This is a genomic window from Micromonospora sp. NPDC005707, from assembly GCF_040631005.1.
Taxonomy (GTDB): domain Bacteria; phylum Actinomycetota; class Actinomycetes; order Mycobacteriales; family Micromonosporaceae; genus Micromonospora.
Map to the genome: position 1 here is coordinate 330,626 of NZ_JBEXYR010000006.1, position 20,403 is coordinate 351,028.

A 20,403-nucleotide genomic window follows, 5' to 3' on the forward strand; every position below is an offset into this window, starting at 1 on the left:
AGCATTGCCGCGGTCCGGGACGGCTCTGCTGAAACGAGGCGAAATGGGTTGGCTCCAGCGGTTGCTGGGTGGCAGGCGGGTCCAGCTCGATCCGGAGCGGCAGCAGACACTGCTGCGGGAGGTCCGGCACCGGTACGGCGCCCGCGCGCAGATCCGGTTCCCCGAACAGGTCGACGCCGTCACCCGGATGCTGAGCGGCGACGACGGCCTGGTGGTGGCGGCCCGGATCGTGAGCGAGGTCGCCGACGAGGCCCACGCGGACCTGCTGGCCCAGGCCCAGGACATACACCGCCGGACGGGCCGGCGGCTCCTGGTGCACCGCCGGAACTACCGGCCGTTGTGGAAGGAGGCCGGCCGGGGGTTGCGGTGGCCGCTGTTCGCGCTGCCGTGCGGCTTCCACCCGTACGCGCAGGTGCCCGCCGCCGTCGCGGTGCTCGGCGGCGGGGCGTCCCGGCTCGACCGGGTGACCGACCCGGCCCCGGTCGTGACCCGGGTGTTCGAGCTGCTCGACCTCACCATCGCCGGCTGGGAGTACGGCCGGGTGCGGGTGGACACCGACGCCGCCACCCTGGCCGCTCGACTGATCTCGACCGCCGGGCAGGTCCTCGCGGCCATGGACGACCCGCCCCGGCTGCCACCGGCGGTTCGCGAGCTGATGCGCCGCAACAACACCCTCGACGTGTACGACCCGAACGGTCCCCGGGTCGTCCACGGGATCAATCCGGGCGCGACGATGCGGGAGACGCTCCTGGCGTGAGGGCGCCGGGGGAGCCGGCCCCGGGCGGGACACCTGCCGGCGATCCGGCGTGGGCCGGTGCCGGCTCCCGGTCGGGTACGACCGGGTGATCCTGGCGGCGCGGTAGCAGCAGCGGGCTGGCGAGGATCAGCAGCCCGGCCATCGCGATGGCCGTACGGGGGCTGGTCGCGCCGGCGAGCAGCCCGCCGAGCGCGCTGAGGATGGCGATCGTGGCGCTGCTGCTGATCGACCAGGCCGACAGGGTGCGCGCGATGCGGTCGGTGGGCGTGTGTTCGAGCCGATAGGTGGCGAGCACCGGGTTGTACAGGCTCATGCTGATGATGATCGCGAGTTCGACGGCGATCACCGTCGCGAGGCCGGCGACGCCGGGTTGGACGAAGGCGAGGCCGATCAGCCAGACCGCGCGCAGCGTGCCCACCGTCCGGAGGATCCGGTGCTGGCCGTAGCGCGCCACGACACGGCGGGCGAGGCGTGAGCCGATGAGCCCGCCGACGCAGGGAGCGGCGAAGGCGAGTCCGTACTGCCAGGGCGGGAATCCGAGTTGGCCGAGCAGGAGCACGGCCAGCAGCGGCTCGGTGGCCATGATCAGGCCGCCGACGAGCAGCTGGTTGAGGTAGAGCGCTCGCAGGCCGGGGTGGGCCAGGAGGTGGCGCCAGCCGTCGAGCAACTCGCCGGCCCGGACCGGCCGGCGGTCGTCGCGTCGCCGGTGTTCCTCCCGGCCGCGGACGGCCGTGATGCCCAGCGCGGACAGCAGGTAGCTGAGCGCGTCGGCCACCACGGTGGTCACCGGCCCGAAGAGGCCGACGGCCGCACCGCCCAGCGGCGGACCGACCGCGATGGCGCTCCACGTCGTCGACTCGAACCTCGCGTTCGCCACGAGCAGGTCGCCCGGCCGGACGAGGGCCTTCAGGTAGGCGCCGCTGGCCGCCTGGAAGGTGATCCTGGCGGCGGCGACCACGGCCGAGACGATCAGCAACTGGACGAAACTGAGCCGGCCGAGGGCGTAGGCGACCGGAATCGTCATGATGACTGCGAAGCGGGCCAGGTCCATCGCGATCATCACGGGACGCTTGCGGCGGAACTCCACCCAGGGCCCGAGCGGCACCGCGATCAGGGCGCCGATCGCCGGCCCCACCGCGGACAGCGCGGACACCTGAGCGGGACCGGCGTGCAACACCAGCAGGGCGATCAGCGGCATCGCACCGAAACCCAGCGCGGAGCCGTAGGCGCTCACGGCGTAGGCCGTCCAGAGCCATCCGAACTGCCGGCCGAGGGATCGTCTGACCACCAGGTTCCGCACCTTCCGTCCCGGACACGTGCCGTTGACCGCCGTGATCGAAGCAGGGCCGGGGAGGCGGGATCAAACAACCGAGCCGGCGGCGAGCCACAACGGTTCGTTGTGCGGCTAGGGTCGGTGAGTGGATCTCGACGCCGTGCGCACCTTCGTCGCCGCCGCCGACGCCGGCCAGTTCCAGGTGGCGGCCGCCGCGCTGTCGATCACCCAGCAGGCCGTCTCCAAGCGGGTCGCCGCGTTGGAGAGAGACCTGGATGTACGCCTGTTCACCCGTACGGCCCGGGGGGTGCGGCTCACGGTGGACGGCCAGGCATTCCTGCCCCACGCCCGGGAACTCCTCCGGGTGGCCGAGCGCGCCGACGCGTCCGTGCGTCCCGGCCGGCGCGCCCTCCGCGTCGACGTCCACAGCCGGCGGACCGCGCCGGCGGTGCTCCTGCAGGACTTCCACCGGGCGCATCCGCGGATCGAGCTGGACGTCGTGACCCTCGACGCCGACGTGCACGCCGCGACCGCCGCCGTCGAGGCGGGGACGGTCGACGCCACCTTCCACGCCGTCACCATTCCCGCGCGCCACCTGCCGGGCGCGATCAGGACCGCCCGCCTGATCGACGAGCACCACGAGGTCCTCGTCGGGCCACGCCATGCGCTCGCCAACGCCCGCGCCGTCACCCCCGCGCAACTCGCCGGGCACCGCATCTGGATGCCCGGCATGGCGGCCGGCACCGAATGGGCAAGCTACTACGACGAACTTGCCGCCGCGTTCGGCCTCACCATCGACCGGGTCGGGCCGGTCTTCGGGAACGAGGCGCTGCTGGCCGAGATCGCGGACTCCGCGGAACTGGCGACGTTGGCCGGAGAACGCACGCGGTATCTGTGGCCGGACAGCTACGACCTGCGGCGCATACCGGTGCGGGGCCCCGCACCGGTATACCCGATCTCACTGATCTGGCGTGACGACAACCCGCATCCCGCGCTCACCGAACTCCGCGCTCACCTCGACTCCCGGCGGGCGGACGCACCCGACACCGAGGTCTGGCTGCCGACCTGGCGCCTGACGTAGGGGCGGTGTTCAGACCGCGCCGGACAGGTACTCCCGACGTCGTTGCGGTTCGAACTTCTCGATCGCGTACCGCAACATGACCCGCGGCATGGTCCGGTACCGCCGGGCCAGGAACTCCTCCTCCGCCGCCCGGTCACGGTTGCCCACCTCGCGCAGCATCCACCCCACCGCCTTCTGGACGAGATCGTGCGGATCGTCCAGGAGCCGTTCGCTGAGGCGGAAGGTCCACTGGAAGTCGCCGGCCCTGATGAAGGCGAAGGTCGCCATGACGGCGATGCGCCGGTCCCACACCAGGCTCGACCCGGCCAACCGGTCCAGGACGCTCCGGTCCTTGTCGATCAACCAAGGGCCGACGATGTACGGAGCGGACGAGTCCACCAGGTCCCAGTTGTTGATGCGGCCCGTGTTCGCGAGGACGAGGCGGAAGATCCGGCCCCGTTCCTCCTCGTCTCCCTTGGCGAACTTCCGCACCAGGATGAACAGCGACGTCAGCCTCTCCTCGTGCACGCCACCGGCCAGCAGTTCCGCCGTTGCGGCCAGGGAGAGGTCGCGCCAGTACCGGGCGGCCACCTTGCGCTGCTCCGGCACCGGGACGCCGATGGTCCGGTCGCCCTCGCCGTACCCGCCCGGGGTCATCTGGAGGAACCGGCTCGATGCCTCCGCCCGCCGCGGATCGGCGAGGCGGGCGAGGTCGTGGCGGACGTCGGCGGTCGTGGCCATGACTGTGCAACCTACCGCGACGGCACCGCGAAAACTCGGGGGACAGCGAGGACGGGCGCGGCTAGCCTCCACGGGCACCAGCGATCGGGGGAGGGGCGCGCATTGTCCGGCGGCCAGATGCACGTTGATGAGGTACGCACGGACGCCGCCCTGGTCCGGCGGCTGATCGCCGGACAGTTCCCGCGGTGGGCGGACCGGCCCGTCACGCCGGTGCCCTCCGGTGGCACGGACAACGCCATCTACCGGCTCGGCGACGAGCTCACGGTCCGGCTGCCGCGCATCGCGAGTGCCGTCAAACAGGTCGAGTTCGAACACGAGTGGCTGCCGGTCCTCGCGAAGCACCTGCCGGTGGCGGTGCCGCAGCCGTGCGCCGTCGGTCGGCCGGCCGACGGGTACCCGTGGCCGTGGGCGGTCCACCGCTGGGTCGACGGCGAACACCCGACCGGGGGCAACACCGATCCGCGGGGCTTCGCCGCCGACCTCGGCGAGCTGGTGGGCGGCCTGCGGCGGGCGGACACCGCCGGCGCCCGCACCGGATACCGCAGCGGTCCGCTGAGCGGCCGTGACGAATACCTGCGGGAATGGACCGAGGCCGCCCGCGGCATGGTCGACACCGACGCCGTCCTGGCCATCTGGGAGGACGCCCTGGCCGCGCCGGCCTGGGACGGCCCGCCCGTGTGGACCCACGGTGACCTGCTCGCCGGCAACGTCCTGGTCAGGGGCGGCCGCCTCCGCGGTGTGATCGACTTCGGCGCGGCGGGGGTCGGCGACCCGGCCTGCGACGCGATGGCGGCGTGGACCCTGCTCGACTCCGACACGCGCGATGTCTTCCGCGAGACGGCGGGCTTCGACGACGCGACCTGGGCGCGCGGCAAGGGCTGGGCGCTGACCTTCATCAGCGCGCTGACCTATTACCGGGAGACCAACCCCACCATGTACGCGCTCGCGAAACGGGCGGTGGGCGCGGTGCTTTCCGACCGCGCCGCCCGGTGACCGCGCTGTAGCGGCGTCACGACGCGTCGTGCCATCCTGATCGGATGCGGGTCGCCTCGATTCACACGTACCCGATGAAGGGGTGCCGCCGGATGGACCGCGACACGGCGCGGGTCGAGCCGTGGGGGTTGGACGGCGACCGGCGCTGGCTCATCGTGGACGAACACGGCGTCGGCCTGACCCAGCGCCAGCACCGGGAACTGGTGACGACGCGGGCGGTGGCCCGGCCGGGCGGGCTGACGCTGGACGCGCCGGGCCTGGCCCCGCTCGATCTGGCCGAGCCCACCGGCGGTGAGGCGATCCAGGTCCGGGTGTTCCGGGGGCGGCCGCCCTCACCGGTACGCGCCGCCGGCCCCGAGGCGGACGACTGGCTCAACCGGCTGTTGGGGCGCGCCGCCCGGCTGGTGTGGCTCGGTGAGCCCACCCGCAACCTCGTGCCCTGGGCGGTGCCGGCCGGCGCCGGCGCCGAGGTGAGCTTCGCTGACGGCACCCCGTTGCTGCTGGCCAACACCGCGTCGTTGGATGCGTTCAACGACTGGCTGGTGGAGTCGGGCAGCGCCGAGGGGCCGCTGCCAATGAGCCGGTTCCGCCCCAACGTGGTGGTCGGCGGCGCCGCGCCGTGGGCCGAGGGCGAGTGGGTCGGCCGGCGGATCAGGATCGGCGGGGCCGTGTTCCACGGCGTCAACGAGTGCGGTCGCTGTCTGGTCTCGACGATCGACCAGGAGACCGGGGAGCGGGGTCGGGAGCCGCTACGGATGCTCGCCGCCCGGCGGAACATCGGCCAGAAGCTCCTCTTCGGCCTTCAGATGGTGGTGCGGACCGAGCCGGGCGGACCTTCCCCCGACGGTCGCACGGTCAGCGTCGGTGACACCGTGGAGGTGCTGGACTGAGCGGGACCGCCCGCGTCGGGCTGCCTTCGCCGGCTCGTCCCCGCGACTGGGGAGGATCGTCGGCTGCGCACCGCCGGACCCTTCGCGCGGCCCGATCTCTAGCCACTCGCACCCGGCGGGACCGCGTCGGCGGCGGTGCGACTGCGCCCCAGGGCATCCACCCTGCCCCACCGGCCGGGTATGTCGAGCAGTTCCAGCCGTCCCAGCCCGGGCGGGAGTTCCGGGTCGATGATGAGGTGCTCGTCGTGGGGCTGGAGGCCGAGGATCACCCGCAGCAGGAGCAGCGGCGTTCCTGCTGACCAGGCCTGGGGGCTGCACGCGGTCGGGTACTCCACGGGGTAGGTGGTGCGGGCCCGGGGGTAGCCGGCGAAGGCCTCGGGCAGCCGGCCTCGGAAGTAGTCGGCGGCGTCGAAGGCGGCCTGGCAGATGGTGGCCGCCTCGCGGCGGTAACCGTAGCGCCAGAGGCCCCACGCGATGATCGAGTTGTCGAACGGCCAGACGGTGCCCACGTGGTAGCCGAGCGGGTTGTAGCGGGCGCAGTCGGTGGCCAGGGTGCGCACACCCCAGCCGGAGAAGAGCCGTTCGCTGAGCAGCAGCTCGGCGATCCGGCCGGCCCGCGACTCCTCGACGATGCCGCTCCACAGCAGGTGCCCGATGTTCGAGGACAGCGCGTCGACCTGGCCTCCCTCCGCGTCCAGCGCGAGGGCGTAGTACTCGCGGTCGGCGATCCAGAACTCCTCGTTGAACCGGGCCTTCAGGTCGGCGGCCTCGCGTTCGAGCCGGTCGGCGTAGGCGGGGTCGTTCCAGAACAGCCGGGCCAGGCGGGCGCCCCGGATCTTGGCGTCGTAGGCGTAGCCCTGCTGTTCGCAGGTCGCGCGGGGAAACGGGGGCAGGCGCCCGTCGCGGTAGCAGATCGAGTCCGGGGAGTCCTTCCAGCACTGGTTGACCAGACCGTTGTCGCGGTTGCGGGTCTCGTACCAGAGGTAGCCGGTGCCGAGCAGGTCGCCGTAGGTGTCGATCCAGTCGAGGGCGGCCCGGGCCTCGAACTCGTAGGCGCGCACCAGGGCGCCGTCGCCGGTCCAGCGTTCGTACTCGTCGAGCAGGATGACGAACAGGGGAGTGGTGTCGGCCGCGCCGTAGTACGGGGAGTGGGGTTGTTCCTCGAATCCGGCGGACTCGCCGTAGCGCAGCTCGTGGAGGATCTTGCCGGGCTCCTCGTCCCGGAAGTCGTCGAGGCGGCTGCCCTGGCCGTAGGCGAGCGTGCCGAGGGTGGCGGGCACGAGCTGCGGGGTGAACGGCAGGGCCTGCAGGCAGGTGAAGATGCTGTCCCGGCCGAACACGGTCATGAACCACGGCAGTCCGGCGGCGACCAGTTCCTCCGCCATCGTGATGGAGGTGTAGCGCAGGGCGGCCAGGTCCACCAGGCTCTGGCGGTAGGCGGTGGTGATGGACGGGCTGTCGCACTTCAGCCGGGGTGCGGTCGCCGTCCATTGCCGCAGCTGCTCGTCGAGCTCGGCCGGGGACCGGGCCTGGCGCAGCTCAAGGCTGTCGCGGAAGTCGCGCTCGTGTGCGCCCAGCACGAGCGTGCGTACGTGCAACCGGGTCTGCCACTCCGACTGCGGCGGTACGCGCACCTCGAACGTCATGCCCTCCGGGTCGACCCGGGCGGGCGCGGAGCTGGAGATCACGGTCTCGCGGTGGAAGCTGTCCCGGCGGTAGCGCAGCCGCAGCTGTCCCTTCTCCACGATCGCCTGCACCGGCGCCTTCTTGCCCTGCGGGTTCTTGATCTCGAAGATGTCGGCGAAGTCGGAGGCCATGTCGACGCGTACCGTCAGGGTCGTCTCCGCGTCGGTGTGGTTGAGCACCGCGAGGTCCTCGGTGAAGCTGCCGCCGATGCTGCGGTCGCGGATCACCGACACCGTCGCGTCGACGTAGTGGGTCGGTTCGCCCGGCACGAGGAAGAAACGGCTCTCGAAGTACCGGATGTCGTCCACCGACAGCGCGTGCAGCCGTTCTCCGTTCACGCTCAACCGCCAGGTGGACAGGAAGCGGGTGTCGTAGGAGAACAGACCGGTCGGCACGCTGGGCGACGGATCCACGTCGCCACGGTCGTCGCAGACCAGGAAGGTGTTCCCGTCCAGGATGCTGATCGACTTCCGCGTCGCCATCCGGTCACACCAGCCCGGCTCGCAGGCGCTCGCGCCACGCCTGCCCGTGGAGAGCCCGCCGCTGCGCGCCCTCCCGCGGATCGCCGGTGCCTCGCGGGGGCGGGAAGTATCGCCGGAACGCCAGGATCAGTCGGGCGTCGCCGACCAGGGTGGCCTCGTTGCGCAGCAGCACGGCCGTGGCGGGGGACTCGCCCCGCACCAGCCGGACGAACACCGCCGGGGTCGTCGTCAGCACGGCGTCGGCCGCCCTGACGTCCCGGTTCACCACCACCTGGTCCGCCGCGCGGAGATCGACGTACCAGTGGTCGGTCGAGCCGTGGGTCACCAGGTCCACGCGCAGCGTGCCGCGAACCCGTGGTGGCAGCATGGCACGCCCCCGCGCCGGTAGCGCCACGAAGAACGCCTCGATGTCATCGCTCATGCCTGCCCCCGCCCGATTGCAGCCTAAGGCCACACCACCTGCGAGAACTGCCGTTTTTCGTACGTTGCCGTGCGGGCTCCGGGGCGCCACCGCACCTCGTCGCCGCGGCTCACACCTTCCCGTCGGCGCAGCAGCCGTCCGCGCAGCTCGCGGGTCGGCCGGCATCGGGAACCGGCAGGGGTGCGCAGTCGTCGCAGTGCTCGCCGCGCCAGGCCGCCACGCCCTCCTTGACCGCCACCCCGGCGATGACGAGCGCGGCGATCGGGTCGGCCCACGACCAGCCCCACAGGGCGTTGAGGACCAGGCCGGCGAGCAGCACCACGGACAGGTAGGTGCACAGCATGGTCTGGGTGGAGTCCGCCATGACCGTCGCCGAGCCGAGCTCCCGGCCGGTGCGCCGCTTCGCCGCGACGAGCAGCGGCATCACGACCAGCGACGCGACGGCCAGGCCGATGCCGACCGGGCTGGCGTCCGCGTCGCCCCCGGCCACCAGCGAGCGGCCGGCGTCGACGGTCACCCACGCGGCCAGGGCGAAGAAGGAGACGCCGATGAGCCGCAGCGCGAGGCGTTCCCGTTGCTCGGGCACCCGCGAGCGGAACTGCCAGATGACGACGGCGGCGCTGGACACCTCGACGAACGAGTCCAGGCCGAACCCGATCAGCGCTGTGGAGGAGGCTGCCGCGCCGGCCGCGAGGGCGACCAGGCCTTCCAGGAGGTTGTAGCCGGCGGTGGCGTAAGCCAGCCACAGGCTGCGCCGGGACAGCACCGCCCGGCGCTCCGGGGTCAGCAGCGACACGCTCACCGCGTCACCGCCGCCGGCGAGCCGGCCGCCGTCCCGTAGACCGGGCACAGTGCCACCGCTTCGCCCGTGGCGGCCAGGAGCTGCTCGGCGGAACGCAGCAGGTCGAGCAGCTCCGGCCGGGTCAGGAAGTAGAACGACTGGCGGCCGTCGACCCGGTAGTCGACGAGGCCACAGTCGCGAAGGCACGCCAGATGTTTCGACACGCTCGACTGCGCCAGGCCCAACTCGCCGGTCAGGTCGACCACGCGAGCCTCGCCGGTGGCGAGCCGGCGCAGGATGGCCAGCCGGGTCGGGTCACCGAGGGACCGGAACAGGGCCACGGCGGGGCCCGACCCCGGCTCGCAATCGATCGCCATCAGGTGATGATATCCCAATCACGGAATGGATCAGGCCGCGAGGCCGACGGTCACTCGAGAACCTCCTGCAGCTTCATCGCGAACAGGGCGACACCTGACCTCCACGGGCCAGCCGGGGTGCGGCAGATGGCGGTGACGCACGAAGCCGACGTCACCCTTCGGGTCCGTTTCGCCACGTGCCCAACGGGTAGTCGCGGCCTCTCATGGGCCGTGCCACCGGTCCGGCGGTGACGGGCAAGCGCTGTTCGTGTCTTCCGGCAGGCCAGAGGAGGTGCCCTGAGGGTGTGCGGGATCAGCGGGGAGGCGCGATTCGACGGATCCGTGCCGGACGGCCACGCGGTGACCCGGATGAGCGAGGCGATGCGGTCCCGGGGGCCCGACGGGGAGGGCCTCTGGAACGACGGGTGGATCACCCTCGGCCATCGCCGGCTGACCATCATCGATCTCTCCGATGCCGGAGCCCAGCCGATGGTCCGGGAGGATCTCGGCCTGGCGCTGGTGTTCAACGGTTGCGTGTACAACTACCCGCAGCTCCGCGACGAACTGCGGAGGGCCGGGCACACCTTCCGCTCGACCAGCGACACCGAGGTCATCCTCGTGGCGTACGCGGAGTGGGGTGAGGACTTCGTCCACCACCTCGTCGGGATGTTCGCGGTCGTGCTGGTCGACCGGGAGCGGCGCCGGCTCGTGCTGGCCCGGGACCGACTCGGGATCAAGCCCCTCTACCTCGCCGAATCGCCGGGGCGGCTGCGCTTCGCCTCCACCCTGCCGGCGCTGCTGGCCGCCGGCGACGTGGACACCGGCATCGACCCGGTGGCGCTGCACCACTACCTGTCCTGGCACTCGATCGTGCCGGCGCCCCGGACCGTCCTGCGGGGGATACGTAAGCTGCCGCCGGCCACCGTGCGGGTGGTGGACGCCGACGGGCGCAGCCGCGAGCGTGTCTACTGGCAGCCCGACTACCGGCGGGACCCGGCGCACGCCGGGATGGAGGCGCGGGACTGGCAGGCCGCGGTCGGTGACGCCCTGCGCACGGCGGTGCGGCGGCGGCTGGTGGCCGACGTGCCGGTCGGGGTGCTGCTCTCCGGCGGGCTGGACTCCAGCATGATCGTGGCCCTGCTCGCCGAGGCCGGGCAGCACCACCTGCAGACGTTCAGCATCGGCTTCGACAGCCGGGGCGGCGAGAGCGGCGACGAGTTCCACTACTCCGACCTGGTCGCCCGGACCTTCGGCACCGACCACCACCGCATCCAGCTCGGCAACGACGACCTGGAGCCGGCGGTCCGCCGGACGATCGTGGCGATGACCGAGCCGATGGGCAGCCACGACGTCGTCGCCTTCCACCTGCTCTCCGAGCAGGTGGCCCGGCACGTGAAGGTGGCACAGTCCGGCCAGGGCGCCGACGAGGTGTTCGCCGGGTACGCGTACCACCAGCCCCTCACGCAGGTGCCCCGGGGCGGTGCCGCCGAGGCGTTCGCGGCCGCGTTCTTCGACCGGAGCCACGCGGAGCTGGACCTCGTGGTCGACCCGGCGTACGCCTGCGACCACGACGCCAGCCGCGAGCTGCTCGCCGCGCACCTGGGCGCACCCGGCGCGCACACCGCACTCGACGCGGTGCTACGCCTGGACACCCACCTGATGCTGCCGGACGACCCGGTGAAGCGGGTGGACAGCATGAGCATGGCGTGGGGGCTGGAGGTGCGTACCCCGTTCCTGGACCAGGATCTCGTCGCCCTCGCGGCCGCCTGCCCCCCGGAGCACAAGGTGGCGCAGGGCGGCAAGGGCATCCTCAAGGAGGTGGCCCGGGAGACGCTGCCGGCCGAGGTGATCGACCGGCCCAAGGGCTACTTCCCGGTGCCCGCCCTGCGCAACGTCGACGGGCCGGTGCGGCACCTCGTCACGGAGGCCCTCGCCGCGCCCACCGCGCGGGAACGCGGCCTGTTCCGGCCCGAGTACGTCGCCGAACTGCTCGCCGAGCCGGACCGGGCGCAGGCCGCCGCCGGCAGCAACAAGCTCTGGCAGCTCGGCCTGCTGGAACTCTGGCTCCAGTCCCACGACATCCGGTGACCTCGGGCGGCCGCCCGTCAGCAGTCGAAGTACAGGGCGAACTCGTGCGGGGTGGGCCGCAGGCGCACCGGGTCGACCTCGTTGGCCCGCTTGAAGGAGATCCAGGTGGAGATGAGGTCGGGGGTGAACACGCCGCCGTCGAGCAGGTAGTCGTGGTCGGCTTCGAGGGCGTCGAGGACGGCGGGGAGGCTGCCGGGGACCTGCTTGACGTCGCCCCACTCCTCGGGGGGCAGGTCGTAGAGGTCCTTGTCGATCGGTGCCGGCGGCTCGGTCTTGTTCTTGATGCCGTCGAGGCCGGCCATCATCATCGCGGCGAACGCGAGGTACGGGTTGCTGGAGGGGTCGGGGACGCGGAATTCGACCCGCTTGGCCTTGGGGTTGCTGCCGGTGACGGGGATGCGGGTGCAGGCGGAGCGGTTGCGCTGCGAGTAGACCAGGTTGACCGGGGCTTCGAACCCGGGCACGAGCCGCCGGTAGGAGTTGACGGTCGGGTTGGTGAAGGCCAGGAGCGAGGGCGCGTGGTGGAGCAGGCCGCCGATGTACCAGCGGGCGGTGTCGGAGAGGCCGGCGTAGCCGGTCTCGTCGTAGAACAGTGGCTTACCGCCGAGCCAGAGGCTCTGGTGGGTGTGCATGCCGGAGCCGTTGTCGCCGAACAGCGGCTTGGGCATGAAGGTGACGGTTTTTCCCGCGGCCCACGCCTCGTTCTTGATCAGGTATTTGAACAGCTGCAGCTGGTCGGCGGAGTGCAGCAGCGTGGAGAACCTGTAGTTGATCTCCGACTGGCCGGCGGTGCCGACCTCGTGGTGCGAACGCTCGACGATGAATCCGGCGTCGACGAGGCGACGGACCATCGCGTCGCGCAGGTCGGCGTAGTGGTCGACGGGCGGGACGGGGAAGTAGCCGCCCTTGAAGGCGGTCTTGTACCCGCGGTTGCCGCCCTCCTCCTCGCGGCCGGAGTTCCAGGCGCCCTCGATCGAGTCGATGTAGTAGAACGACTGGTGGGCGGAGGTTTCGTGGCGGATGGAGTCGAAGATGTAGAACTCCGCCTCCGCCCCGAAGTAGGCGGTGTCGGCGATGCCGCTGGCCGCCAGGAACGCCTCGGCCTTCTTGGCCACGTTGCGCGGGTCGCGGGAGTAGGCCTCGCGGGTGAACGGGTCGTGGATGAAGAAGTTGAGCGCGAGGGTCTTCTGCGCCCGGAACGGGTCGATGAACGCCGACGTGACGTCCGGCAGCAGCAGCATGTCGGACTCGTGGATCGTCTGGAAGCCGCGGATCGACGAACCGTCGAAGGCGAGGCCGTCGGTGAAGACGCTGTCGTCGAATGACTCCACCGGCAGGTTGAAGTGCTGCATCACGCCGGGCAGGTCACAGAAACGAACGTCGACGAACTTCACGTCCTCGTTGGCGAGGTAACGCAGCAGTTCCTCGGGATTGGCGAACACACGTCCCCCTGACACGTCGGCACGGCGGTTGAGCGCCCGGGATTACCCGTTCCGCGCCGACGTACACCCGGCGGGTGCTCCCGGCGGCCGCACCGCCGGGAGCACCCGATCCGGTCAGGGCAGCTCGGGCGGGTCGAGCCACGTCCAGGTAACGCCGTCGGTGGAGAGCCAGGCGCCCTCGCTGTCCGGCCAGCCGGTCTGCACGTACCCGTCCGCCACCGGGCGGGGGTCGGCGCCGGGCCCCAGCGGCGCGGGGCGCAGGGTCGCCCCGTTGTCGGAGCTGGCGAACATCAGCGGGTTCTCCCGGGCGGAGATGCCGGCCTGGACCACCAGCACACCGTCGGGCCGCACCGCCGCGCGGATGGTGCGGTCGCCGACCCTGGCCGTCGCGGCGGTCCGCTTCCAGGTGCCGCCGCCGTCCGTGCTGCGCCAGATCACCAGGGCGCCACGCACCCGGCCGAGCGCGTAGACGGTGCGGCCGTCCCGAGTGGCGACCGCCGGACCGCCGACGTCGTCCGAGGCGGCGAGGTCGTCCGGGAACTCGTGCCGGGACCAGGTACGACCGCCGTCGCGGCTCACCTCGACGGCGCCGCCCGTGCCGACGATCCGGCTGTCGCGCTCGGTGCGCTCACCGGTGAACCCGCTGACCCACAGACCGGCCGCCGCGGGCACGCTTTCGACCACCACCGAGTTGAGCAGGGCCGACTTACGGGTGAGCTGCGCCAGGTCGCCCGTGGCCGGGTCGGCGGCGATGATCGGGTCGTACGTGGGGCCCGGCTGCCGGCCGAGGACCCGCCAGCCGGCCGGTAGGGCGTCCACGGCCCGTACGGTCACCTCACGCCAGGTGTTCCCGCCGTCGGCGCTGGCGATCCAACGCGCGGACCTGCTGTCCGGGGCGGACCGGGACAGGTAGTGGGCCACCACGGTGCGCGGTCCGGCCGCCCTCAGGTCCACCATGGCGTCCGCCGGTACCGGTAGCGGACCGGTGCGCCAGTGCCGGCCGCCGTCGTCGGTGCCCGCCCACTTCAGGGGACAGCTCTGGCACTCGCTCCAGCGCAGGTAGACGTGGGTCAGGTCGCCGGCGGCGGGCCGGCCGGTGGCGACCTGCGGGCCGGTGCCCGGGGTGGGGGTGCCACCCGGGTCGGGGATGAACTCCGGCGTACGGTCGGCGGCGAACCGGCCCACCGTCGGGCCGGAGTCGCCGGACCGGGCCGCCACGGCGGCCCCGGAGCCGGCGAGCAGCAGTGCGACCGTGGCGACGGTCACGACCTGCCGACGGCGACGGCGCCGGCGCGCCGCGGCGACGACCTGCTCGAAGTGCGGCTTGAACCCGGCCTGGGCGGCGGCGTTGAGGCTGGCGAAGTTCAGCTCAGGCATGGCGGGCCTTCCGGTCGGGGCGGGTCGGGACACCGTGGGAGGCCGCCGGCACCAGCGGGGCCCGGTCGTCCTCGCCGAGATGCTCGGCAAGCGCGCGGCGGGCCCGGACCAGCCGGGTCTTCACCGCCTCCACCGAGCAGCCCATCGCGGTCGCCACCTCGGTGACGGGCAGGTCCGCGAGGTGGTGCAGCACCACGGTCTCCCGGGCCGTACGCGGCAGCCGCTGCAACGCCGCCACCAGCGCGACGTGGTCCGGGGACAGCGCCGGCGCGCTGGGCTGCGCCGGGTCGAGGCGACCGGAGCGGACCAGCCCGTGCAGCAGCACCCGCCGGCGGTGCCGGGACCGGGCGACGTTCAACGCCACCGTCCGCAGCCAGGCCTCCGGGTTGGCCACCTCGCGGAACCGTCCCGGCCGGGCCAGCGCCCGGACGAACGCCTCCTGCACCACGTCCTGCGCCTCGGCGTAGTCCCCGGTCATTCCGTACACCTGCGCCACCAGGCGGGCCGCCGAGGTGGCGTACACCTGTCTGATTTGTTGCTGTGGCTCCACATCGTCCCCTCCCGTGCCGATCACTCCACCCGGTACGACCGGCGAGCGGGCCGCGAGGTGACATCATCGCCGGGCGATCACCGGTCAGCACTGGTGAGGACGACGAGCTGCTGGGTCGCCCGGGTCATCGCGACGTAGCGGTCCACCGCTCCCTCGATGCCGTCACCGAACGCCTCGGGGTCGACGAGGACGACCAGGTCGAACTCCAGCCCCTTCGACAGCTCCGGGGTCAGCGACCGGACCCGGGGCGTCGCCCGGAACTCCGGTTCGCCGATGACGCAGGCGACGCCCTCGGCGTGCGCGGCGAGCCAGGCGTCGAGGATGGAGTCCAGCTCGGACACGGACCCGTGTACGACGGGGACGCCGCTGCCGCGGATGGAGGTCGGCACGTTGGCGTCCGGGAGCGCGGCCCGGATGACCGGCTCGGCTTCCGCCATGACCTCCTTCGGCGTCCGGTAGTTGATGCTCAGCGTGGCCAGGTTGACCCGGTCGAGCCCGATGCGTTCGAGCCGTTCCTGCCACGACTCCGTGAACCCGTGCCGGGCCTGGGCGCGGTCGCCCACGATGGTGAAACTCCGGGACGGGCAGCGGAGCAACAGCATCTGCCACTCCGCGTCGGTCAGTTCCTGGGCCTCGTCCACCACGACGTGCGCGAACGGGCCGGCGAGCAGGTCCGGGTCTGCGCTGGGCAGTCCGGCCTCGTCGACCAGGGCATCCTGGAGGTCCAGCTGCCGCAGGCTCGACAGCACACCTTCACCGTCGTCATAGGCGTGGGCCTCGATCAGCTCGTCGACGACCGTGGACATCCGCGCACGTTCGGCCGCCAGGGTGGCGTCGTGCCGGCGCTGACGCCCGGACGCCTCGGGGTCGCCGAGCCGCTGCCGTGCCGCGTCCAGGAGTGGCAGGTCGGACACCGTCCAGGCCCGAGGGTCGGCGCGCTGCAACGTCCGGACCTCGTCCGGGCTGAGCCAGGGGGCGCACTTTCGCAGGTAGGCGGGAACCGACCACAGGTCCCCGACGAGGTCGGGCGCTTCGAGCAGCGGCCACGCGCGGTGGAAAGCGGTCCGCAGCTCCCGGTTCCGCAGCAGTGACCCGCGGAGCTGGTCGGCCGGTTCGTCGCCGTCGTGCTTGTCCGTCAGGATCGTGAGCAGCTCCTCCCAGATCCGCTCGCGCGCCTCGTTGTGCGGGGTGCCGGGATCCGCCGCGTCGAACGCGACGGCCCAGTCGTCGGCGCTCAACCAGATGTCGGACTCGTCAGTCGTGACCGTCATGCCCTTGGCCGGCGGCTCCTCGTAGAACCGGACGGCCGCCTCGATCGCCGCGACCAGGTTCGCGGACGACTTCAGGAGCGCCACGTCCGGGTCGGTCTCGACGGTTGCCTCGGCGCCCTCGGGGACGAGGTCGCGCAGGGTGCAGGTCTGCACCTCCTCCTCGCCGAGGCTGGGAAGGACGTCACCGACGTAGGCGAGATAGGGCTGGTGCGGACCGACGAACAGCACGCCGCCCCGGCGGTGGCCGAGGTGCGGGTCGGCGTAGAGGAGGTAGGCGGTGCGGTGCAGGGCGACGACGGTCTTCCCGGTGCCCGGACCGCCGTCCACGACGAGGGCGCCGCGGGACCCCGCCCGGATGATGGCGTCCTGGTCGGCCTGGATGGTGCCGAGCACGTCCCGCATCCGGTTCGACCGGCTGCCGCCCAGGCTGGCGATGAAGGCCGACTGGTCGTCGAGCGCCGCGTGCCCTTCCCACCCGTCCGAGGTGAACACCTCGTCCCAGTAGTCGGTGATCCGGCCGCGGGTCCAGCGGTACCGGCGGCGGCTCGCCAGACCCATGGGGTTGGCGTGGGTCGCGCCGAAGAACGGCTCGGCCGCGGGGGAGCGCCAGTCGAGCAGCAGCCGGCGACCCGTGCTGTCCGTGAGGCCGCGCCGTCCGACGTACACGGGCTCGCCGTCGTCGGCGCCGACCATGCGCCCGAGGCACAGGTCCACGCCGTAGCGATGCAGGGTGCGCAGCCGGGCGGTCAGCCGGCGGACCTCCTCGTCCCGGTCCGACGCCTGCCGGCCCTTGCCGCCGGGCGCCCGGCGCGCGGCGTCGAGGCGCTCGGACAGGTCGGCGGACAACCGCTCGATGCTTTCCGCCAGGACCGCGAAGTGCTCCTCGTCGCGGGCGATCAGCGTCGGGTCGGCCTTGGCGGAGAGACGGTCGGGAAGGTCGAACACGCTGCTGGTCAGGGGATTCAACGCACCATTTCCGATCTGGGGCCGCGATGGCGCCGCCGGTCACCGGCGCCGTTCCGCCTGCCCCGTTTTCGCAGGTAGCTGGCTTCGGCGGGTGATTCTGCGGCACGACCGGGGTCTTGCCGCAAGCCCCCAGGTGCGATATACGTTGGAGGTGGAAGGGAGCAGGTGCTCCCTTCTTTGTGATTTTCGGGCCCATCTTTTTCGAATTTCGGCGGACGAATGCTGGCCGGTCGCCCCGGCCGGTCAGTGCGGCCGGGGCGACCGGCGCGGCATCAGGGCAGGGCCTTCAGGAAGGGGCCGTGCTGGAGCCGGAACTCCCAGCCGTAGTACCGGTCCCAGTTGATCGACCACGTCATGAGGCCGCGGAAGCCCGGGTTGGTGCCGCTGCGCGGCGTGTAGCCGCCGCAGCTCTGGCCCTTCACCAGGCAGGTGACCGCCTGCTGCACGCCCGCCGGGGCGACGTAGCCGTTGCCGGCGCTTGTCGACGACGGCGCCCCGAAGGCGACCTGGTCCTCCCGTAGTGCCGGGAACACGGCGCTGGCGTTCCCGGCGACCGGGAAGCCGGCGAGCAGCATGTCGGTCATCGCGATGTGGAAGTCGGCGCCGCCCATGGTGTGGTACTGGTTGTCCAGCCCGACGATCGGGCCGGAGTTGTAGTCCTGCACGTGCAGCACCGTGAGGATGTCGCGCAGGGCGTGGATCACGGGCAGGTACGACCCGGCGCGAGGGTCCTGCCCGCCCCACGGGCCCGGCCCGTAGAACTGGTAGCCGAGCTGCACGAAGAAGGTCTCCGGGGCCATGGTGAGGACGAAGCCGGCGCCGTAGCGCTGCTTCAGGGTCCGGATCGCCGCGATCAGGTTGACGATCACCGGAGTGGTGGGGTTGCGGAAGTCGGTGTCGCCGGGGTTCAGGTAGAGGGAGTGGCCCTCGAAGTCGATGTCCAGGCCGTTGAGGCCGTACCGGTCGATGATCGCGGACACCGACCGCACGAAGGTGTCCCGGGCGGCGGCCGTCGTGAGCTGGACCTGCCCGTTCTGGCCGCCGATGGACAGCAGCACCTTCTTGCCCTGCTGCTGCTTGGCCCGGATGGCGGCGGTGAACTCCGCCTCGCTCTCGACGTTGGGGCACTCGGCGACGGGGCAGAGCTGGAAACGGATGTCGCCGGAGGTGACCGAGGTGGGTTCGCCGAAGGCCAGGTTGACGACGTCCCAGTCGGCGGGCACGTCGGCCATCCGCAGGTAGCCGGAGCCGTTGGCGAAGCTGGCGTGCAGGTAGCCGATGAGGGCGTGCTTCGGCAGCCCGCCGGCCGGCGGCGGGTTCGTCGGCGGTGGCGTGGACGGCGGGGTCGTGGTGGGCGGGGTCGTGGTGGGCGGGGGGCTGGTCGTGGGCGGTGCGGTGGTCGTCGGCGGGGTGGTCGGGGTGCCGCCGCCGCACGGGGCGCCGTTCAGGGTGCAGTCGGTGGGCGAGCCGGACCCGGTGGCGAGGAAGCCGAACGACACCGAGGCGCCGGGGGCGATGGTGCCGTTCCAGGACCGGTTCGTGAACGTGTGCCGCTGGCCGGCGCTGCTGACCGTGGCGTCCCAGTAGGAGCCGAGGGTGGTGCCGGCCGGCAGGGTGAAGGCGACCTGCCAGCCGGTGATGGTGCTGGCGCCGCCGTTCGTGATCGTGTACTTGCCCTCCCAACCGGTGCCCCAGTCGGAGGTCTTGGCGAAGGTGGCGGTGGGGCCGGCGGCCAGCGCCGGGCCGGCGAGCGCCACGGTCGCGGCGGCGGTGGCGAGCGCCGCGAGAGCGGCCAGGAACGGGGTACGGGCGGTGCGGTGCATCCGGTCCTCCCGGTACGGGGGTGGGCCGTCGGACGTATCGACGGATGCACAATTATTAGGTTTGTTAACTGTAGCTGTCCAGGACCGCGCTGTCGCCGCGGTCACTTCCGGCGGTGGATCCCATCGCACCGTGGTTGGATGGCGGGATGGGTTTCACGGTGACGGACGTGCCCGAGCGGGAGCGGTTCGAGGCGCGGGACGAGGCGGGCGCGACGGCCGGCCTGGTCACCTATCAGCTGAGCGGCAACATCATCGCCTACACCCACACCGAGGTCGCCCCGGAGTTCGAGGGGCAGGGCGTCGGCTCGCTCCTGGCCCGGGCCGTCATGGACGACGCGCGGGCCAACCGGCGGACCGTGGTGCCGATCTGCCCCTTCCTGAGCGGCTGGCTGGAGAAGCACCCCGAGTACGACGGCATCGTCGCCCGCTCGACCCGCAAGGTCAAATAGCGGCGGGCTCAGTCCGTCGAGCGGGTGAGGATCGGCGACGCGCCGAGCGGCGGCGAGGAGACCGTCGTTTCCGTGCCGTCACCGCCCCGGACGGGAAGCGCGCCCGCCGGGATGTCTCTCGCGGCGTGCCGGCGCCCGGCGCGGAGCACCGCCGCCCCCGCCACCACTGCCGTCAGTGTGATCATCGCTGCCTGCAGCAGTGACCGCCGCCTGCTCCGCCGACGCTTCATCTCGTTGCCTCCTGGCGCTCGTGTCCTGTCTCGTTGCCATGATGAAGGCGTCAAAGCGGCCGTTCGGGATGTTTCGGAACTTCGACACCGCCCGGGTGAGTGAGTCCTTCCGGCCACCCGCGGTCACGCCGGATCGACCCGGCCACGGCGCGGCCCCACCCGGCCGGTCTCGCCCCGGATCGGCAGCCAGTAGAACGGGATGAACGCGGCGATGACCGCGACGCCGAGAGCGGGAACGAGGGCGCCCACCAGCGTGCCGGCGGCGATCCAGGTGAGGGCGAGCCGGAAGCGCCGGGTGATGGCTCGGGCGCCGGCGGAGTCGATGGTGGTCACGAGCAGCCCGGGACGACGGCGTGCGTACGCCCAGATGACGTTGAACAGGACGGCCGCCACTTCGAACGTGACGCCGTGGAGGACGACGGCGACGCGCTCTCCGTGCCCGTCGCGGAACGCCTGGGACAGAATCGAGGCGGCGAAGGGCAGGAAGGCGATGTCCATCAGCAGCACGGTGTTGAGGAACAGCACCGTCCGGTCGGCGGTGCGGATCTGGTCGAACATGACGTGGTGATTGGCCCACACCTGCCCGATCAACATGAAGGTGACGACGTAGGCCAGGTAGGACGGCCAGAGCGTGACGAGGCCGTGCAGCAGGTGCCGGCTGTCCTCCGGTGGACGGATCTCCAGGACGAGCAGCGTGACGGCGATGGCGATGACCGCGTCGCTGAACGCGACGACCCGCGAAGGATCCCGCTCCATGCCGAACGGTG

The 20,403-nt window shown here is 72.1% G+C and carries 19 protein-coding genes; 6 read left to right on the plus strand and 13 right to left on the minus strand.

The window, feature by feature from the left end; translation table 11 throughout:
- The first annotated feature begins 43 nt into the window (after positions 1-43).
- Positions 44-757 carry a hypothetical protein gene (locus tag ABZ452_RS14480; protein ID WP_357942572.1) on the plus strand — a complete coding sequence of 238 codons (714 nt, stop codon included), beginning with the start codon at positions 44-46 and terminating at the stop codon, positions 755-757.
- Here the strand turns inward: ABZ452_RS14480 and ABZ452_RS14485 are convergent.
- On the minus strand, positions 717-2,045 hold the full coding sequence (locus tag ABZ452_RS14485) for an MFS transporter (protein WP_357942574.1): 1,329 nt from the start codon (positions 2,043-2,045) through the stop codon (positions 717-719). The two genes, ABZ452_RS14480 and ABZ452_RS14485, sit on opposite strands and share 41 nt — an antisense overlap.
- A 130-nt stretch (positions 2,046-2,175) precedes the next feature.
- Between ABZ452_RS14485 and ABZ452_RS14490 the strand changes: the two genes are divergently transcribed.
- The gene (locus tag ABZ452_RS14490) at positions 2,176-3,111 is read left to right on the plus strand and encodes a LysR family transcriptional regulator (RefSeq protein WP_357942576.1); all 936 of its coding nucleotides are present in this window, start codon (positions 2,176-2,178) and stop codon (positions 3,109-3,111) included.
- Positions 3,112-3,120: 9 nt separating this feature from the next.
- On the opposite strand, the gene ABZ452_RS14495 is transcribed toward ABZ452_RS14490, so the two are convergent.
- Positions 3,121-3,831 (minus strand): DNA alkylation repair protein, encoded by a 711-nt coding sequence (locus ABZ452_RS14495; protein ID WP_357942578.1) that lies wholly within the window; start codon positions 3,829-3,831, stop codon positions 3,121-3,123.
- A gap of 117 nt (positions 3,832-3,948) precedes the next feature.
- Between ABZ452_RS14495 and ABZ452_RS14500 the strand changes: the two genes are divergently transcribed.
- Together ABZ452_RS14500 and ABZ452_RS14505 are read left to right on the plus strand one after the other, a co-directional pair.
- On the plus strand, positions 3,949-4,824 hold the full coding sequence (locus ABZ452_RS14500) for an aminoglycoside phosphotransferase family protein (RefSeq protein WP_357942580.1): 876 nt from the start codon (positions 3,949-3,951) through the stop codon (positions 4,822-4,824).
- A gap of 44 nt (positions 4,825-4,868) precedes the next feature.
- Positions 4,869-5,714 (plus strand): MOSC N-terminal beta barrel domain-containing protein, encoded by an 846-nt coding sequence (locus ABZ452_RS14505; RefSeq protein WP_357942582.1) that lies wholly within the window; start codon positions 4,869-4,871, stop codon positions 5,712-5,714.
- Between the two features lie 98 nt (positions 5,715-5,812).
- On the opposite strand, the gene ABZ452_RS14510 is transcribed toward ABZ452_RS14505, so the two are convergent.
- From ABZ452_RS14510 to ABZ452_RS14525, 4 genes are all read right to left on the minus strand, one after another.
- On the minus strand, positions 5,813-7,882 hold the full coding sequence (locus ABZ452_RS14510; protein ID WP_357942584.1) for a glycogen debranching N-terminal domain-containing protein: 2,070 nt from the start codon (positions 7,880-7,882) through the stop codon (positions 5,813-5,815).
- 4 nt (positions 7,883-7,886) lie between these two features.
- The gene (locus tag ABZ452_RS14515) at positions 7,887-8,303 is read right to left on the minus strand and encodes an SCP2 sterol-binding domain-containing protein (protein ID WP_357942586.1); all 417 of its coding nucleotides are present in this window, start codon (positions 8,301-8,303) and stop codon (positions 7,887-7,889) included.
- Between the two features lie 109 nt (positions 8,304-8,412).
- Complete coding sequence (locus tag ABZ452_RS14520; protein ID WP_357942832.1) at positions 8,413-9,105, minus strand: cation transporter; 693 nt, start codon at positions 9,103-9,105, stop codon at positions 8,413-8,415.
- Positions 9,102-9,461 carry a metalloregulator ArsR/SmtB family transcription factor gene (locus tag ABZ452_RS14525; RefSeq protein WP_357942588.1) on the minus strand — a complete coding sequence of 120 codons (360 nt, stop codon included), beginning with the start codon at positions 9,459-9,461 and terminating at the stop codon, positions 9,102-9,104. The genes ABZ452_RS14520 and ABZ452_RS14525 overlap by 4 nt, the downstream gene beginning before the upstream one ends.
- Before the next feature lie 282 nt (positions 9,462-9,743).
- On the opposite strand from ABZ452_RS14525, the gene ABZ452_RS14530 reads away from it, so the two are divergent.
- The gene (locus ABZ452_RS14530) at positions 9,744-11,528 is read left to right on the plus strand and encodes an N-acetylglutaminylglutamine amidotransferase (protein WP_357942590.1); all 1,785 of its coding nucleotides are present in this window, start codon (positions 9,744-9,746) and stop codon (positions 11,526-11,528) included.
- A gap of 17 nt (positions 11,529-11,545) precedes the next feature.
- On the opposite strand, the gene glnA is transcribed toward ABZ452_RS14530, so the two are convergent.
- From glnA to ABZ452_RS14555, 5 genes are all read right to left on the minus strand, one after another.
- Complete coding sequence (gene glnA / locus ABZ452_RS14535) at positions 11,546-12,970, minus strand: type I glutamate--ammonia ligase (protein WP_357942592.1); 1,425 nt, start codon at positions 12,968-12,970, stop codon at positions 11,546-11,548.
- 114 nt (positions 12,971-13,084) lie between these two features.
- The gene (locus ABZ452_RS14540) at positions 13,085-14,347 is read right to left on the minus strand and encodes a sialidase family protein (RefSeq protein ID WP_357942594.1); all 1,263 of its coding nucleotides are present in this window, start codon (positions 14,345-14,347) and stop codon (positions 13,085-13,087) included.
- On the minus strand, positions 14,340-14,921 hold the full coding sequence (locus ABZ452_RS14545) for a SigE family RNA polymerase sigma factor (protein WP_357942596.1): 582 nt from the start codon (positions 14,919-14,921) through the stop codon (positions 14,340-14,342). The genes ABZ452_RS14540 and ABZ452_RS14545 overlap by 8 nt, the downstream gene beginning before the upstream one ends.
- A 53-nt stretch (positions 14,922-14,974) precedes the next feature.
- Complete coding sequence (gene helR, locus ABZ452_RS14550; RefSeq protein WP_357942598.1) at positions 14,975-17,113, minus strand: RNA polymerase recycling motor ATPase HelR; 2,139 nt, start codon at positions 17,111-17,113, stop codon at positions 14,975-14,977.
- A gap of 293 nt (positions 17,114-17,406) precedes the next feature.
- A complete protein-coding gene (locus ABZ452_RS14555; RefSeq protein ID WP_357942600.1) occupies positions 17,407-18,957 on the minus strand; it encodes a cellulose binding domain-containing protein in 1,551 nt (516 codons plus the stop codon).
- Between the two features lie 146 nt (positions 18,958-19,103).
- Here ABZ452_RS14555 and ABZ452_RS14560 point away from each other — a divergent pair, with 146 nt between their 5' ends.
- The gene (locus ABZ452_RS14560; RefSeq protein WP_357942602.1) at positions 19,104-19,406 is read left to right on the plus strand and encodes a GNAT family N-acetyltransferase; all 303 of its coding nucleotides are present in this window, start codon (positions 19,104-19,106) and stop codon (positions 19,404-19,406) included.
- 8 nt (positions 19,407-19,414) lie between these two features.
- On the opposite strand, the gene ABZ452_RS14565 is transcribed toward ABZ452_RS14560, so the two are convergent.
- The gene (locus tag ABZ452_RS14565) at positions 19,415-19,591 is read right to left on the minus strand and encodes a hypothetical protein (RefSeq protein WP_357942604.1); all 177 of its coding nucleotides are present in this window, start codon (positions 19,589-19,591) and stop codon (positions 19,415-19,417) included.
- A gap of 168 nt (positions 19,592-19,759) precedes the next feature.
- Complete coding sequence (locus tag ABZ452_RS14570) at positions 19,760-20,392, minus strand: TMEM175 family protein (RefSeq protein WP_357942606.1); 633 nt, start codon at positions 20,390-20,392, stop codon at positions 19,760-19,762.
- Between the last annotated feature and the right edge of the window lie 11 nt (positions 20,393-20,403).